Below are 15,927 nucleotides of genomic sequence, written 5' to 3' on the forward strand. Positions count from 1 at the left end.
CTTGTCAGCCGGAAATCAGACGGTTCTCGCCCAGCCCTTCGGCCTCGGCCCCCTTGGGGATGGCGATGGCGGCAAGCGGCCAGCTTACCTCGACAAGGGCACCGGCGGGATCGGTGCCGTTGGTGAAGGTCAGATCGGCACCCGCGCGCTCCAGCAGCGTCTTGGCGATGAAAAGGCCCAGCCCCATCCCCTCGTAGCCGGGGCGCTGCGGGTCGGGGGCGGCCCCGCGGCGGCGCATGAACGGCTCGCCCAGCCGTCCGATCATGTCGGGCGGAAAGCCGCGCCCGTCATCCATGATCCGCAGGGTGATGCGCGCGTCATTCCAGCGGGTCTCGACGATGACGGTCTCTTGCGCGAAATCGACCGCGTTCTGGATCAGGTTGCGCAGCCCGTGGATGATCTCGGGGCGGCGCAGCACGGTGGGCTGGCTTGCCGGGTCGGCCCACCCGCCGCCGTGGTCAAAGCGGATGCGCTTGCCGCGATCGACATGCGGTTCGGCGGCCTCTTCGACAAGGGCGGTGAGCGGCGCGCGGCGCAGGTGCAAATCGTCCTTGCCCGCGCGGCCCATCGACCGCAGGATATCGCGGCAGCGATCCGCCTGGTCGCGGATGAGCAGCGCATCCTCGCGCAACTCGGGGCGGTCCCGGAGGTCATCGGCCAGCTCGGCGCTGGCGAGCTTGATCGTGGCGAGGGGCGTGCCAAGCTCATGCGCCGCCGCCGCCACCACGCCGCCCAGATCGGTGAGCTTTTGCTCGCGTGCGAGCGCCATTTGCGTCGCCTGGAGCGCGTCGGACATGGTGCGCATCTCCTGCACCACCCGGCGCGCATAGACGCCAAGAAACACCACCGCGATGACAATCGCCACCCAGTTGCCAAAGCGGAAGATATCCGACACCTCCAGCACCGCGCCATCCGCGCCACGCAGGGGCAGGTGGAATTGCATCAGAAGCGTCACGATGATGATGGCCATGACGCCGAGAAACAGGGTGGATCGCCCGCTGAGCGCCGAGGCCGAAACGGTGACCGGGCCGACGATGAGGATCGAGAACGGGTTGTTCATGCCGCCGGTGAGATAGAGCAGCAGCCCCAGTTGCAGCATGTCGAACAGCACCACGCGGAGCGCGTCCTCTTCCGCCAGCCGTTTGGTTTCGGCAAAGACGAAGGAAGCCACGAGATTGGAGACCACCGATACGCCGATCACCAGCAAACACAGCCCCATTTCCAGATCGAGCCGAAAGATCTGTTCGGCGACCACCAGCGCGCTGGCCTGACCGGCAATCGCCCACCACCGCAAGAGCGTGAGCGTGCGGAGCCGGAGCCAGTTGCGCCCGTGGCCGGGCGGAAAGCTGTCGGTCGAAATATCGGTCATCTGCGCGGCCACGTCCCATTGTGTGAGCGGAGGATCGAGAGTAGAGGGTTGCATTGCAAACAGACGGAGGCAAGAGAGACCGATGATCCGCACCATTGCCATCGCCGCCGCCGCCATCGCCGTAGCCGCGCTTGGGGCCATGTATGTTGCCGGGGTCGGCGGGACCGAGCCCGAGGATCGTTTTGCCCAGTGCCGGGCCTCGAACGTGGCGGGCGGCGCGGGGCAGATTGGCGGCCCGTTCGAGCTTGTGAGCGAGACTGGCGAAACGGTCACTGACGAAGATGTGATCGACATGCCAACGCTGATCTATTTCGGCTACACGTTCTGCCCCGATGTCTGCCCGATGGATGCCGCGCGCAATGCCGAGGCCGTGGATGTGCTCGAAGAGCGCGGCGTGATGGTCAAGCCGGTCTTCATCTCCATCGACCCAAAGCGCGATACGCCAGAATTGCTCGGGGAATTCACCGATTACATGCATCCCCGGATGCTGGGCCTCACGGGCAGCGAGGCGCAGGTGCGCGCCGCCTCCAAGGCCTATCGCACCTTTTATCAGGCGCAAGAGCCCGAGGCGGGGGCAGAGGATTTCTACCTCGTGGACCATTCGACCATGAGCTATCTTACCCTGCCCGAGCACGGCTTTGTCGAGTTTTTCCGCCGCGACGTGACGCCCGAACAGATGGCCGACCGGGTCGCCTGCTTTGTGGATGCGGCGTCGTGACGCGTTTGTTTTGACGGGGAATAATCCTCGGGCTACAACCCCTTGCACGGATGCGCGCAAGGGAGATCGGCAATGAGCGAAGCACAACTCGATATCGGCGAGGACAAGACGCTTTTGCTTGTCGATGACGACGAGCCGTTCCTGAGGCGTCTTGCCAAGGCGATGGAGAAACGCGGTTTCGACGTGGAGATTGCCGAGTCGGTCGCCGCCGGACGTGCCAGCGTGATGGCTCGCCCGCCTGCCTATGCGGTTTGCGATCTGCGGCTTGGCGATGGCAACGGGCTTGACGTGGTCGAGGCGATCCGCGAGCGCAGGCCAGATGCGCGCGTCGTGGTGCTGACGGGATACGGGGCCATTGCCACCGCCGTGGCCGCCGTCAAGATCGGTGCGACGGATTACCTGTCCAAGCCGACCGATGCCACCGATATCACCAATGCGCTTCTGGCCGGTGACGCCGATCTGCCGCCGCCGCCCGAGAACCCGATGAGCGCCGACCGCGTGCGCTGGGAGCATATCCAGCGGGTTTATGAGCTGTGCGACCGCAACGTCTCCGAGACGGCGCGGCGGCTCAACATGCACCGGCGCACCTTGCAGCGGATATTGGCGAAACGCTCGCCCAAGTGACACCCGCGTCCGACTGTTGCGCAATCGACGACAATTCTATGAATATTAATGGTTTGTTCGGTCTAAGGGTTGTATTAACCTGACCGGAATAGTGTGGTGCGCGAAAAACTGCGCGGAGGACGGGGCAGGTTGGGGATTTGGCAATCATACCGGATGCGGCTCCGGCGCAAGCGGGCCAAGATGCGCGCCTTTCGCAAGCATTTCTCGCTGCGCCCCGTGGCCGACCGCACCGGGCAAATCCGCCCCGGCGATGTGCTGCTATTCTCGACGCTGCGCGACGAATATGTGCGGCTCCCCTATTTCCTGCAATATTACCGCGATCTCGGCATCGCGCATTTCCTGATCGTGGATAATGACAGCGATGATGGCGGCACCGAATATCTCGCACGCCAGCCCGATGTCTCGCTCTGGACCACCAAGGCGAGCTACAAGCGCGCGCGCTTTGGCATCGACTGGCTCAACTGGTTGCAGGGGCGTTATGGCCATGACCACTGGACGCTGGTGGTCGATCCCGATGAATTCTTCATCTATCCGTTCAGCGACACGCGGCCCATTCGCGCGCTGACCGACTGGCTCGATGGCAGCGCGGTCAAATCCTTTGGTGCGATGCTTCTGGACATGTATCCCAAGGGGCGCATCGACGCCGTGCCCTATCGCGCGGGCCAGGACCCGATGGAAATCGCCGCCTGGTTCGATCCCGGCAATTACATGATCGCGAAGAACCGCCTTTACGGCAACCTGTGGATTCAGGGCGGGCCGCGCGCGCGCGTGTTTTTCGCCGACAACCCGAAAAAGGCCCCCGCCCTGAACAAGACGCCGCTGGTGCGCTGGGACCGGCGCTATGCCTATGACAGCTCCACCCATATGCTGCTGCCTCGGGGTCTTAACCTTACCTATGACGAGTGGGGCGGCGAGAAGGCGAGCGGCATCCTGCTTCATGCCAAGTTTCTAGACACCTTCACCGCCAAGGCCGAAGAGGAACTCAGCCGCCGCCAGCATTACTCGGGCAGCGTCGAATACAAGGCCTATGCCGCCCATGTGCGCCACAATCCCGAACTTTGGTGCAAATGGTCGGAAAAATATATAAACTGGCGGCAATTAGAGATCCTTGGCCTGATGTCCAAGGGCAATTGGGCATGAGGCGCGGAGTGGTCGGGACATGAGCCTCGGGATTATCATGCTGGTCCATACCGCCTTTGGCCGGGCCGAGCAGGTGGCGCGGCATTGGGCGGCGTCGGGCTGTCCGCTGGTGATCCATGTGGACAAATCCGTGCCGCGCGCCACCTACACGGCCTTTGCCGAGTCGCTGTCGGACCTGCGCGATCTGCGCTTTGCCCCGCGTCACCGCTGTGAATGGGGGATGTGGGGGCTGGTTGCGGCAACGCAGGGGGCCGCGGAAATCATGCTGCGCGATTTCGGCGATGCGCGCCATGTCTACCTCACCTCCGGCTCTTGCCTGCCGCTGCGCCCGGTGCAGGAACTGATCGACTATCTCGCCGCCCGTCCCCACACCGATTTCATCGAGAGCGCCACCACCGCCGATGTGCCCTGGACGATCGGCGGGCTGGACGAGGAACGGTTCACGCTGCGCTTTCCGTTCTCCTGGCGCCGGAATCGCTATCTGTTTGATAAATACGTGGCGCTGCAACGCGTCGTGGGTTTTCGCCGTCGCATCCCCAACGGCCTTGTGCCGCATATGGGCAGCCAGTGGTGGTGCCTCACGCGGCAGACGCTCTCGGCGGTACTGCAAGACCCCGAGCGCCCGGTTTATGACCGCTATTTCAAGCGGGTCTGGATCCCCGACGAGAGCTATTTCCAGACGCTGGCGCGGCAATATTCCCGCCAGATCGAAAGCCGGTCGCTGACGCTGTCGAAATTCGACTACCAGGGCAAGCCGCATATCTTCTACGACGATCACCTACAGCTTTTGCGGCGCTCCGATTGCTTTGTCGCGCGCAAGATATGGCCCTATGCCAACCGCATCTATGAGGCGTTCCTGACCGATCAGGCCAGCGCGATGAAGCGCACAGAGCCTAACCCCGGCAAGATCGACCGCATCTTTGCCAAGGCGGTGGAGCGGCGCGTGCGCGGGCGGCCGGGGCTGTTGATGCAGAGCCGGTTTCCCGTCGAGGGGCGCGAGAACCGCACCACTTGTGCGCCCTATTCGGTGTTCGAGGGGTTTTCCGAGCTGTTCGAGAATTTCGAGCCGTGGCTGGCGCGGATGACCGGGATGCGGGTGCATGGGCACCTCTTTGCGCCCGAGCGCGCCGAATTCGCCGATGGCCAGACGGTGATGGCGGGCGCGCTGTCCGATAGCGCGGCGTTGCGCGATTACAACAAGCGTGCCTTTCTCACCAGCCTGATCTGGAACACGCGCGGCGAGCGGCAATGCTTTCAGATCGGCCCGAACGACGCGGTCGAGGATATCGAATGGGATCTATCCAAGGATCCGAACGCGCAGATTTCGGTGATCTCGGGGGCCTGGGCGGTGCCGCTGTTCCAGTCCAACGCCAATTTCGCCGATCTGCGCAGCGCGGCGGCGCGGCTTCAGCATGTCGAGGCAGAGCATCTCAAGGTGCTGCGCGCGCAATGGGCGCGGGCGCGGGTGCGGATCTGGACGATGGCGGAATTCGTCGAATCGCCGATGGAGCCGCTGCAGAGCATCCTCGACGAGATCGGCCACAGCAATCCGCGCGGATTGGCCGAGGTGCCGCGCATGGCCGATCTGAGCGGCTTTGGCCAGTTTCTGCAAAACCTCAAGAACCAGGGGATGCATCCCTATCTCATGGGCGATTTCCGGGCCGAATCGGGGGTCCACGAGCCGCCGGGAAGCCGGGGCAGGCCCTACCTTGTGCGGTAACCGGCGATGACCACAGGCTTTGACTACTTCGTGATTTTCGCGGAGATGCGCACCGGATCGAATTTCCTCGAAAGCAACCTCAACGCGTTCGACGGGATCGAGTGCCACGGAGAGGCGTTCAACCCGCATTTCATCGGCTATCCGAACCGCACCGACCTGCTCGGGATCACGCAGGCGCAGCGCGACGAGGAGCCCGGCCGCCTGATCGGGGCGATCAAGGGGCAATCGCGGGGCATCGGCGGGTTTCGCTTCTTTCACGATCACGACCCGCGCGTGCTCGACCTGATGCTGGACGATCCGGCCTGCGCCAAGATCGTGCTGACGCGCAACCCGGTTGACAGCTACGTGTCGTGGAAGATCGCGCAGGCGACCGGGCAATGGAAGCTCACCAACGTGAAGCGGCGGCGCGACAGCACGGTGCGGTTCGATGCCGAGGAGTTCGAGCGCCACCTGGCGCGGCTTCAGGCGTTTCAACTCGTGCTGCTCAACCGGCTTCAGACCACCGGGCAGGTGGCGTTTCATCTGGGCTATGACGATCTGCAATCGGTCGAGGTGATGAACGGGCTGGCGCGCTATCTTGGCTGCGCGGCGCGGCTCGAGGCGCTCGATGCCTCGCTCAAGCCGCAGAACCCCGAGCCGCTGGAGGCCAAGGTCGAGAATTACGACGAGATGGTGCGCGCGCTGGCGCGGCTTGATCGGTTCGACCTGTCCCGCACCCCGAATTTCGAGCCGCGCCGGGGCGCTGCGGTGCCGGGATATGTGAGCGCCGCGCGCGCGCCGCTGCTCTTCATGCCGGTGCGCTCGGGGCCCGAGGCAGAGGTGCGCGCCTGGCTTGCCGCGATCGATGGCGTGCCGGTAGAGACCCTTCCCACGCAGCTCAACCAGGGCGCGTTGCGGCGCTGGATGCGGGGCAAGCCGGGGCACCGGCGCTTTACCGTGCTGCGCCACCCGGTGGCGCGGGCCCATGCGGCGTTCTGCGAGCGCATCCTTGTGCCGGGGCCGGGCTGCTACAGCAGCATCCGGCGCACCCTGCGCAAGGCCTACAAGCTGCCGATTCCCGCCGACTGGCCGGATGCCGGCTATGACCGCGCGGCGCATCGCGCGGCCTTTGCCGGGTTCCTGGGGTTTCTCAAGGCCAACCTCGCCGGACAAACCGCGATCCGGGTGGATGCGGCCTGGGCGACGCAGGCGGCGGTGATCGAGGGGATGGCGCAATTCGGCGCGCCCGACGCGATCCTGCGCGAAGACGAGATGGCGGCGGGCCTCGCGGCGCTGGCGGGGCAGGTGGGCCGTGACGCGCCGCTCGCGCCGACGGTGACACCGGTTGGCCCCTTTGCGCTCGGCGATATTTACGATGACGGGATCGAGCGGGCGGCGCGCGCGGTCTATCAGCGCGATTACGTGCTCTTTGGCTTTGGCAACTGGCGCTGACCGGGGGCTGACCGGCTCAGGCGGCCTGCGCCGCCTGTGCCTCTGTCACGATGGTGAACAGCGTGGCGCTGTCATGATTGGCGCGCAGCTTGGCGCAGAAGGACGGCTCGCGCAGCGTGCGCGAGACAAGCGCCAGCGCCTTGAGATGCTCCACCCCCGAATCGAGCGGCGCGAACAGCGCAAAGACCACGTCGACGGGCTGCCGGTCCACCGCGTCGAACGGGATCGGTTTGTCGAGCACGACAAGCGCGCCCACCACCGCGTCAAGCCCGTCAAGCCGCGCATGGGGCAGTGCCACGCCGTTGCCGACGCCCGTCGGCCCAAGGCTCTCGCGCTCCAGGAGCGCATCGACAACCTCGGCCTGCCGCAGGCCATAGGCGGCCTCCGCCCGTGCCCCCAATTCGTTCATCAGCCGCTTCTTGCTGCTGATGCCGGATAATGCACGGACGGCCTCGGGTTTGAGGAGCATGGTCAAATCCATATGCTGTGATATCTCGACCGGCGCGCGCCGGTCACCTCCGATCAGGGGTCAATCCAGCCGATATTGCCGTCTTCGCGGCGATACACGACATTGACCGTCTCCTTGCCTTCCTTGCGGAACACCAGCACCGGTGCGCCCGCAAGCTCCATCTGCATCACCGCTTCCCCGACCGAGAGAGAGGGGATTTTCGTCTCCATCTCGGCCACGATGATCGGTTGCAGGCTGTCGGGTTCTTCGCTGGCCCCGTCCGCATCCGATGAGAGGATATACGAGGACACCCCGAAGAGTTCAACCGGTTCCACGCGGTCCTTGTGATGATCCTTGAGGCGGCGCTTGTAGCGGCGAAGCTGCTTTTCCATCTTCTCGGCGCAGGCATCGAAAGCGGCATAGATTTCATGCGCCTTGGCCTTGGCCTGTGCGGTCAGCCCGGTGGAAAGATGCACCACCGCCTCGCAGGCAAACTCGCTCGCGTTGCGCGAAAAGGTGATCTGCGCGTCGGTCGGGCGTTCGGCGTATTTCGCGACCACCGCGCCAAGCTCGTCCTTGACATGGGTTTGCAGGGCCTCGCCAATGTCGATCTGCTTTCCACTGATTTGATAGCGCATCTTGCCTCCTTATATTCCTCGGACCGGCGCGGCACAGGCTGTGCGCACAAGGTCAGGCCCGGTTTCCGATGCTGAACCATGACAATACATGATCCTGGCCGAGGCCCGCCGCCTGGCGTGGGAATGATCGGGTATTCGGGCTACGATCACCGTATGTCATCCCTCAATTGACGCCCCTTGCCGGGGGTTTGTCAATCCGATTTGCGCTGGCACTCACGAGATGCGAAAGCTGTCGCCCAGATAGACCCGGCGCACGTTCTCGTTCTCGACGACATCGCGGGGGCTGCCCGACATGAGCACGCGGCCATCATGCAGGATATAGGCGCGGTCCACGATTTCGAGCGTCTCGCGCACGTTGTGATCGGTGATGAGCACGCCGATGCCGCGCTTCTTGAGATCGGCGACAAGATGCCGGATATCGCCCACCGAGATCGGATCGACCCCGGCGAACGGCTCGTCGAGCAGTAGGTAGCGCGGGTTGGCGGCAAGGCAGCGCGCGATTTCCACGCGCCGGCGCTCGCCCCCCGAAAGCGCGAGCGCCGGGGCGCGGCGCAGGTGCTCGATGGAAAATTCCGACAGGAGCTGTTCAAGCCGCTCGCGCCGTCGCGCGCGCGACGGCTCTGATATCTCGAGGATGGCCATGATGTTATCCTCGGCCGACAAGCCGCGAAAGATCGACATTTCCTGCGGCAGGTAGCCGATCCCGAGCTTGGCGCGGCGATACATCGGCAGCGAGGTCACATCGCGCTCGTCGATATAGATATGTCCGCCCTCGGTGTGGATCAGCCCCGCGATGGCATAGAATGTCGTGGTCTTGCCAGAGCCGTTGGGGCCAAGCAGCGCCACCACCTCGCCCTGGTCGAGCGAGAGAGAGACATCGCGGATCACCAGCTTCTTGCTGTAGCTCTTGCGCAGCTTCTCGACCCGCAGGCCCTTGGCATCGTTGCTATGCGCAAGGCGGGGGGGCGACGCGCTCATTCGCGCGCGCCCGGTTGCAGCACGGTCTTGACCCGCCCGCTGACCCGTGCGGTGCCTGCGCCGGTATCGACAAGCACGGTATCGCCGGTGATCGCGTTGTCGCCCTGCACCAGAAGCACGTTGCCGCGCAATTCGATCATGCCGGTGGTGATGTTGTATTCGGCGCGCGCGGCCTCGGCAGCGTCCTTGCCGCTTACCAGCGTGACGCCGCCGGTGGCTTCGAGCGCCTCGATACCGCTTCGGTCGGCGAGATAGACAACCCGCACGCGCGGTGCCGAGAGCCGCATCTCGCCTTGCGCGATGACGACGCCGCCGCTGAAAATCGCCGTGTTGTCGGCCTGGTTGACGCTGAGATCGTCGGATGTCACCTCGACCGGCAGGCTGCGGTCGCTCTGCACCTGGCCAAAGGCCATCGGCGCACCCTGTGCCCCTGCCCACGCCGCAAGGCCCGACAGCGCCGCGGCAGCGATGATCCGTGCAAGCATCGTCACTGGTCCTGTTCTCCCTCGATATCTGGGCGGTATATCAGCTTGACGCCGCCGCTGAAAATCAATTCCGCATCACCGCTGGCGCTGGCCTCGTGCAGGATCATCCGCCCCGCCGCAAGATCACCGACAGGCCCCGAGGCGGTGACCGCGCCGGGGCTTTCGACGTAGAGCGTATCGAGCCGCAGTTCGAGGCGTTCGGTGTCGATCTTGTAGCCGGTGGTGAGGGTGATATGCACGCGGCCCTCGATCATGGCGGTCATCGTCGCCTGATCAAACGTGGCCGTTTCGGCGCGCAGGCGCAGCCTGGCCCCGTCGGTCAGGCCGATCTCGCCGGTGATGCGGTCCGCGACGATGCGCTCTTGCGTATCGCGTCCGGGCCGCGCGGTGTCGGCGCGCAAGGTGATCTCGTCGCCGCGCTCCGACACCCCGGCAAAGCTGGGCGCGGTCACGCCAAGATCGCGCGCGCGCGCCTCAAGGTCGACCGGCGCGTTTGGCACCGCGCGCGAGGGATCGACCGTGTCGGAGATAAGAAAAAGCGTGGACAAAAGCCCGAGCGCAGCCAGCGGCAGAAGGATTTTCATCCATGCCACGATGCGCGAATAGGTGTTGTCTGCCCGCGCCATCGCTCAATGGGCGAAAATGTCGATCTCGGGCCAGCCCGCAAGATCGAGCTGCGCGCGCATTGGCAGGAAATCGAAACAGGCCTGCGCCAGCCCCGTGCGCCCCTCGCGCGCCAGCATTGCGTCGAGAACCTCGCGCAGCCGGTGCAGGTAAAGCACGTCAGAGGCGGCGTAATCCAGTTGCGCGGCGCTGAGCGCGGGCGCGCCCCAGTCCGAGCTTTGCTGCTGCTTGGAGATGTCCACGCCGAGCAGTTCCTGCAACAGGTATTTCAGCCCGTGCCGGTCGGTATAGGTGCGGATGAGCTTGCTTGCGATCTTGGTGCAATAGACCGGGGCCGCGAGCGCGCCAAAGGCGTTGTGCATCGCGGCAATGTCGAAGCGCCCGAAGTGAAACAGCTTGAGCGTGTCGGGATCGGTCAACAGCCGCGCCAGATTGGGCGCGCTTGTCTGCCCCTGCGCCACCTGCACCAGATGCGCGTTGCCATCGCCGCCTGAGAGCTGCACGAGGCAGAGCCGGTCGCGATGCGGGTGAAGGCCCATGGTCTCGCAGTCGATGGCGACGACGCGGCCAAGGTCGAGCCCGTCGGGCAGGTCGTTCTGATAGAGATGGTTTGCCATAAGGATACCTTGCCTGCCCGCGCGGGGCCCGTCGGGGGGGAATTTTCCCGTTTGCTTAGGCGGTTTTGGTGCGTGTCTCAAGCCGGATATGGCGCGCAGGCAGGGGGAATTCCACCCCGGCGGGTGGCAATCCGGCTTGCGGTCGCGCCGCCCCTCGGCCACAACATGGCCCGGACCAATGCAGGAGCCCGCCATGAGCCGCCCCGAAGACAGCACGCCCCGCGCCGCCGATCATCTTGCGCGGCGGCTATATGAGGCGGGGTGCCGTCATGCGTTCGGGATGCCGGGCGGCGAGGTGCTGACGGTGATGGATGCGCTGGCGCGCGCGGGGATCGAGGTGGTGCTGGCGCGGCACGAAAATGCGGCGGCGTTCATGGCCGAGGGGGTCTGGCAGCGCACCGGTGCGCCGGGGATTCTGGTGGCGACGCTGGGGCCAGGGGTCTTGAACGGTGTCAACGCGATTGCCAATGCGCATCAGGACCGGGTGCCGCTCATCGTGATTTCCGGCTGTGTCGATGCCGATGAGGGGCTGACCTATACCCATCAGATCCTCGATCATCAGGCGGTGCTGGCCCCGATCACCAAGGCGACGTTCCGCCTCACGGCCAAGGGTGCCGACATCATCGCCGACCGCGCCGTGGGGATCGCCACCGAAGGGAGGCCCGGCCCGGTGCATATCGACGTGCCGATCTCGGTGGCCGATACCCGCGTGGCCCTGCCGCGCCTGCGCCGCCGCCCGGATGCCGAACCGATGGTGCCTGCCGCAGCGGGGCAGGCGCGCGACTGGCTGGCGGGGGCGGAACGGCCGGTGATGATCGTGGGCCTCGATGCGGTGAACGAGGGGGCAGGGGCGGTGATTGCGGAGGTCGCCGAGCGCCTGAACATTCCCGTCATCACCAGCTACAAGGCTAAGGGGATCATCCCCGAAACGCATGCCCTGTGCGTCGGCGGGGCGGGCCTGTCGCCGCTGGCCGACGGGGTGCTGGTGCCGCTGGTGCAGCGCGCCGATCTGATCCTCTGCGTCGGCTATGACCCGATCGAGATGCGCCCCGGCTGGCGCGAGATCTGGGACCCGGCTGAGGTCAACGTGATCGACATCGCCGCCGTGCCGAACGATCATTACATGCATCAGGCGACCATAAATATCGTGGGGGCGTGCGGGCCGTCGCTAGCGGCGATTGCCGAGGGGATCGCGCCGCGCGCCACCTGGCCGGGGGACGAGGTGCTAGAGGCGCGCGCGGCGCTGGCGCAGGCATTCCCCACTGGCGATGACTGGGGTGCCGCCGCCGTGATCGCCGAGGCGCGCGACGTGCTGCCCGAGGAGACCATCATCACCGTCGATAGCGGCGCGCATCGTATCCTCTTGTCGCAGATGTGGACCACGCACCACCCACGCAGCGTTTTGCAATCCACCGCGCTTTGCACGATGGGCTGCGCCGTGCCACTGGCCATCGGCGCGAAACTGGCCACGCCCGAGGCGACGGTGGTCAGCTTTTCGGGCGATGCCGGGTTCCTGATGGTGGCGGGCGAACTCTCGACCGTGGCGGAGTTGAACCTGCCGGTGATCTTCGTGGTCTTTGTCGATGCCAGCCTTGCGCTCATCGAGAAAAAACAGCGCGAGCGGCAGATGGTCAATCTGGCCGTCGATTTCGGCCATCACGATTTTGCCGTCATCGGGCGGGCCTTTGGCGGTAACGGTGTGCGGGTGGCGACCCGCGCCGAGTTGCGCGCAGCCTTGCAGGCAGCGCAAGAGGCCGACCGCTTCACCGTGATCGCCGCCGAGATCGATCGCGGCTCTTATGACAACCGTATCTGAGGAGATGCCCATGCCCGGCCCGTTGGACGGATTAGTTGTTCTCGACCTCAGCCGCATTCTGGCGGGGCCGACCTGCACGCAGCTTCTGGGCGATCTGGGGGCGGAGGTGATCAAGATCGAGAGCCCCGAGGGCGACGATACGCGGCAATGGGGACCGCCCTTCGCGATGGATGCGGCGGGCAATCCCACCGACCTCTCGGCCTATTTCATGTCGTCAAACCGCAACAAGAAATCCGTGGCGGTGGACCTGACCGACCGCGGGGTGCAAAAGATGCTGCACGATCTGGCCGGGCGCGCCGATGTGGTGATCGAGAATTTTAAACCCGGCGGTTTGCGCAAGTATGGTCTCGATCACGAGACGCTCTGCGCGGCATATCCCGGTCTTGTCTATTGCTCGATTTCCGGTTTCGGCCAGACCGGGCCGAACCGCGACAAGCCCGGCTATGACCTGATGGCGCAAGGGTTTGGCGGGATCATGTCGATCACCGGCGCGGCGGGCGAAGAGCCGATGAAGGTGGGCGTGGGCGTGGCCGATGTGGTCTGCGGGCTTTATGCCGCGACGGGGATTCTGGCGGCGCTGCGCCACCGCGATGCCACCGGCGAGGGGCAGCATATTGATCTGGCGCTCGTGGATGCGACCATGTCTTGGCTGGTCAATCAGGGGCTGAATTACCTGACCTCGGGCATATCGCCGCTACGCGCGGGCAACGCCCACCCCAATATCGTGCCCTATCAGGTCTTTGCCACTTCGGACGGTTACGTGATCGTCGCGGTGGGCAATGACAGCCAATATGCGCGGTTTTGCGATTATCTGGGACAGCCCGGATGGGCCACCGATTCCCGTTTTGCCACCAATACCGCGCGGCTGGCACATCGTGACACGCTGGTGCCGATGATCGCCAGGGTGCTGGCGGGGCGGACAACCGCGCATGTCATCGACGGGCTGGAGGCGCGCCGCGTTCCGGTGGGGCCGGTCAACACGATCGAACAGGCGCTGGAAAGCGATCAGGCGCAGGCGCGCGGGATGACCGTAACCCTGCCCGCGCCGCAAACGGCCAAGGGCGAGGTGCGCCTTATCGGAAATCCGCTCAGGTTTTCGCGCACGCCGGTAAGCTATCGCAGCGCGCCGCCGTCTACAGGGGCGGATACAGAGGCGGTTCTGGGGCGGTTGAAAGACGGGTTGTAACCTTGGCTCGCGGCCACGTGATTTGCCGCGACTCGGGACAAAGAGTAGCGATCCGGTAACTACTGGAGGGCTATTCATGCAACGAATTCTGAAACTTCTTGCCGTTTTCATGCTCTTTGCCGGCAGCGCACAGGCGCTGGAGCCGCGCGAGGGATGGGTCGTGCTGCACAGCGAAAAATCATTCGCGGAACTGATAAAGGCGGTGCCCGCCGCCGTGGACAACAACGAGATCCGCATCGTGTCGCAGGCCAGCGCCTCGGCGGGGGCCAAGATGCAGGGCTTCACCATTCCCGGCAACCGGGTCTTTGGCCTTTATCGCAACGATTACGCGCGCCGGATGCTCGATGCGAGCCTTGCCGCCGGGATCGAGGCGCCGATCATGCTTTACGCAACGGAAAACGCTGATGGCAGCTCAACGCTGGCCTACAAGACGCCAAGCCATGTCTTTGCCCCCTATTTCGACGAGGGCGGCGAGGCGCTGCGCGCGCTGGCGGCAGAGCTTGACGCGGTGTTCGACGGCGTGGCACGGGCGGCGGTGGCCAAGTGACGCCGCGTACTCGCCATAAGCGGGTTTTCGCTTAATAATTTTCGCCCGACACTTGAGCAATGCGGCCCGAGAGGTCACATTCTGTGCCGCATATATAACGTATTGGTGAGGCGTCCCGCGCGCGTGTTGCCGGTGTCACATGTAGCAGGCTAGCTGAAGCTGATAATCTCGTCGAAAGGAATCCCGGCCATGCGTAACGATCAATTCGGGTATGATACCTCGCTCTCATCCCCCGAAGCCGTGGAGGCGTGGGATGCCTTGGTGCTTGCGTTTCTTGCCCATGCCGCCGTGGCCCCGGATCACCTTGGAAAGGTGCTGGCGCATGCGCCGGATTTCGCGATGGCGCATGCGGTCAAGGGGCTTTTCTGCATGATGCTGGGCCGCAGCGAGATGGTCGAGACCGCGCGCGCGGCGCATGAGGCCGCCACGCTCTGTGCCGGGCAGGGGGAACCCACGGCGCGCGAGCATGGCTATGTGCGCGCGCTTGGTGCCTGGCTTGGCGGCCGACCGACCGAGGCCGTGCGCGAGATGGAGGCGATCCTGACGCGCTGGCCGGAGGATGCACTGGCCATGAAGATGAGCCACGCGATCCGCTTTATCCTGGGCGATAACAAGGGCATGCGCGCCTCGGTCGAGGCGCTTTTGCCAGCCTATGACGCGGCCAACCCGGCGCGTGGCTATCTTTTCGGCTGTCACGCCTTCGCGCTTGAGGAAACCGGCGAGTATGGCCGCGCCGAAACGGCGGGGCGGCTGGGGCTGAGCCTTTCGCCCGACGATGCCTGGGGGCTTCATGCAGTGGCGCATGTCTTTGACATGACGTGCAATTCGCGCGCGGGTTTGACGTGGCTGGAGGGGCGCGAGGCGGCCTGGACGCATTGCAACAATTTCCGCTACCACGTCTGGTGGCATAAGGCGCTGATGCATCTCGATCAGGGCGAGATCGACGCGGTGTTCGCGCTTTACGATACCGAGGTGCGCCGCGATCACACCGACGATTTCCGCGACATCTCCAACGGGGCCTCGATGCTCATGCGGCTGGAGCTGGAAGGTGTCGACGTGGGCGACCGCTGGGAGGAAATGGCCGAGATCAGCGAACGCCGGACCGAGGACGCCTGCCTCATCTTCGCCGATCTGCATTATCTGCTGGCGCTCATCGGGGGCAAGCGCGAGAGCGCAGTCAAGCACATGATGACGCGGCTTCATGCCGATGCCAAGCGCGCCAACACGTCCGACATGATGGCGCGGATGGCCAATCCGGGCCTGTCGGCGGCAACAGGGCTTGAGGCCTTTGGCGAAGGCGATTACAAGACGGCGTTTCTCAACCTGGGACGGGCGCGCCATTCCATGCAACTTGCCGGCGGAAGCCATGCGCAGCGCGATGTTTTCGAGCGGCTGACCATTGATGCGGGCATTCGCGCCGGGTTTCTCGACGAGGCCGAGACGATCCTGGGTGAGCGCCGTGCCCGCCGCGCGGGCAAGCTTGACGGCTATGCCAGCGCGCGGCTCGATCTCATCGCCGGGGCGCGCACCGCCTGGGGCGAGGCCGGGCGTCTGCCGGCCGAGTGAGCGCGCGACACAATTTGCAA

16 protein-coding genes are annotated in these 15,927 nt (G+C 65.0%); 9 read left to right on the top strand and 7 right to left on the bottom strand.

Annotated features, from left to right (window positions below):
* Positions 1-4: 4 nt before the first annotated feature.
* On the bottom strand, positions 5-1,369 hold the full coding sequence (gene regB / locus ABIE58_RS11640) for a sensor histidine kinase RegB (protein ID WP_354544924.1): 1,365 nt from the start codon (positions 1,367-1,369) through the stop codon (positions 5-7).
* 82 nt (positions 1,370-1,451) lie between these two features.
* On the opposite strand from regB, the gene ABIE58_RS11645 reads away from it, so the two are divergent.
* The 5 genes from ABIE58_RS11645 to ABIE58_RS11665 all read left to right on the top strand — a co-directional run bounded on the left by ABIE58_RS11645 (position 1,452) and on the right by ABIE58_RS11665 (position 7,002).
* Complete coding sequence (locus ABIE58_RS11645) at positions 1,452-2,087, top strand: SCO family protein (RefSeq protein WP_354544890.1); 636 nt, start codon at positions 1,452-1,454, stop codon at positions 2,085-2,087.
* A 72-nt stretch (positions 2,088-2,159) separates the two neighbouring features.
* A complete protein-coding gene (locus ABIE58_RS11650) occupies positions 2,160-2,711 on the top strand; it encodes an ActR/PrrA/RegA family redox response regulator transcription factor (RefSeq protein WP_354544891.1) in 552 nt (183 codons plus the stop codon).
* Between the two features lie 153 nt (positions 2,712-2,864).
* The gene (locus ABIE58_RS11655) at positions 2,865-3,851 is read left to right on the top strand and encodes a glycosyltransferase family 2 protein (RefSeq protein WP_354544892.1); all 987 of its coding nucleotides are present in this window, start codon (positions 2,865-2,867) and stop codon (positions 3,849-3,851) included.
* Positions 3,852-3,870: 19 nt separating this feature from the next.
* Entirely contained in the window at positions 3,871-5,571 is a 1,701-nt protein-coding gene (locus ABIE58_RS11660; RefSeq protein WP_354544893.1) for a DUF5927 domain-containing protein, read from the top strand.
* Between the two features lie 6 nt (positions 5,572-5,577).
* Positions 5,578-7,002: a nodulation protein NodH gene (locus tag ABIE58_RS11665; protein ID WP_354544894.1), complete on the top strand. Its 1,425-nt coding sequence runs from the start codon at positions 5,578-5,580 to the stop codon at positions 7,000-7,002.
* 16 nt (positions 7,003-7,018) lie between these two features.
* Here the strand turns inward: ABIE58_RS11665 and ABIE58_RS11670 are convergent, their stop codons facing one another.
* The 6 genes from ABIE58_RS11670 to ABIE58_RS11695 all read right to left on the bottom strand — a co-directional run bounded on the left by ABIE58_RS11670 (position 7,019) and on the right by ABIE58_RS11695 (position 10,792).
* On the bottom strand, positions 7,019-7,483 hold the full coding sequence (locus tag ABIE58_RS11670; RefSeq protein WP_354544895.1) for a PTS sugar transporter subunit IIA: 465 nt from the start codon (positions 7,481-7,483) through the stop codon (positions 7,019-7,021).
* A gap of 41 nt (positions 7,484-7,524) precedes the next feature.
* Positions 7,525-8,088: a ribosome hibernation-promoting factor, HPF/YfiA family gene (gene hpf, locus ABIE58_RS11675; RefSeq protein WP_354544896.1), complete on the bottom strand. Its 564-nt coding sequence runs from the start codon at positions 8,086-8,088 to the stop codon at positions 7,525-7,527.
* 213 nt (positions 8,089-8,301) lie between these two features.
* Entirely contained in the window at positions 8,302-9,066 is a 765-nt protein-coding gene (gene lptB / locus ABIE58_RS11680; protein WP_354544897.1) for an LPS export ABC transporter ATP-binding protein, read from the bottom strand.
* The gene (lptA, locus tag ABIE58_RS11685; protein WP_354544898.1) at positions 9,063-9,551 is read right to left on the bottom strand and encodes a lipopolysaccharide transport periplasmic protein LptA; all 489 of its coding nucleotides are present in this window, start codon (positions 9,549-9,551) and stop codon (positions 9,063-9,065) included. The genes lptB and lptA overlap by 4 nt, the downstream gene beginning before the upstream one ends.
* 2 nt (positions 9,552-9,553) lie before the next feature.
* Entirely contained in the window at positions 9,554-10,177 is a 624-nt protein-coding gene (gene lptC / locus ABIE58_RS11690) for an LPS export ABC transporter periplasmic protein LptC (RefSeq protein WP_354544899.1), read from the bottom strand.
* A 3-nt stretch (positions 10,178-10,180) separates the two neighbouring features.
* On the bottom strand, positions 10,181-10,792 hold the full coding sequence (locus ABIE58_RS11695; protein ID WP_354544900.1) for a ribonuclease D: 612 nt from the start codon (positions 10,790-10,792) through the stop codon (positions 10,181-10,183).
* 193 nt (positions 10,793-10,985) lie between these two features.
* Between ABIE58_RS11695 and ABIE58_RS11700 the strand changes: the two genes are divergently transcribed.
* From ABIE58_RS11700 to ABIE58_RS11715, 4 genes are all read left to right on the top strand, one after another.
* Positions 10,986-12,608: a thiamine pyrophosphate-binding protein gene (locus ABIE58_RS11700; RefSeq protein WP_354544901.1), complete on the top strand. Its 1,623-nt coding sequence runs from the start codon at positions 10,986-10,988 to the stop codon at positions 12,606-12,608.
* A gap of 10 nt (positions 12,609-12,618) precedes the next feature.
* The gene (locus tag ABIE58_RS11705) at positions 12,619-13,794 is read left to right on the top strand and encodes a CaiB/BaiF CoA transferase family protein (protein ID WP_354544902.1); all 1,176 of its coding nucleotides are present in this window, start codon (positions 12,619-12,621) and stop codon (positions 13,792-13,794) included.
* Between the two features lie 76 nt (positions 13,795-13,870).
* The gene (locus ABIE58_RS11710; protein ID WP_354544903.1) at positions 13,871-14,341 is read left to right on the top strand and encodes a DUF302 domain-containing protein; all 471 of its coding nucleotides are present in this window, start codon (positions 13,871-13,873) and stop codon (positions 14,339-14,341) included.
* Positions 14,342-14,530: 189 nt separating this feature from the next.
* Positions 14,531-15,907 carry a tetratricopeptide repeat protein gene (locus tag ABIE58_RS11715; protein ID WP_354544904.1) on the top strand — a complete coding sequence of 459 codons (1,377 nt, stop codon included), beginning with the start codon at positions 14,531-14,533 and terminating at the stop codon, positions 15,905-15,907.
* Positions 15,908-15,927 lie beyond the last annotated feature (20 nt).

Source organism: Roseovarius sp. MBR-78 (genome assembly GCF_040547535.1).
Taxonomy (GTDB): Bacteria; Pseudomonadota; Alphaproteobacteria; order Rhodobacterales; family Rhodobacteraceae; genus Roseovarius.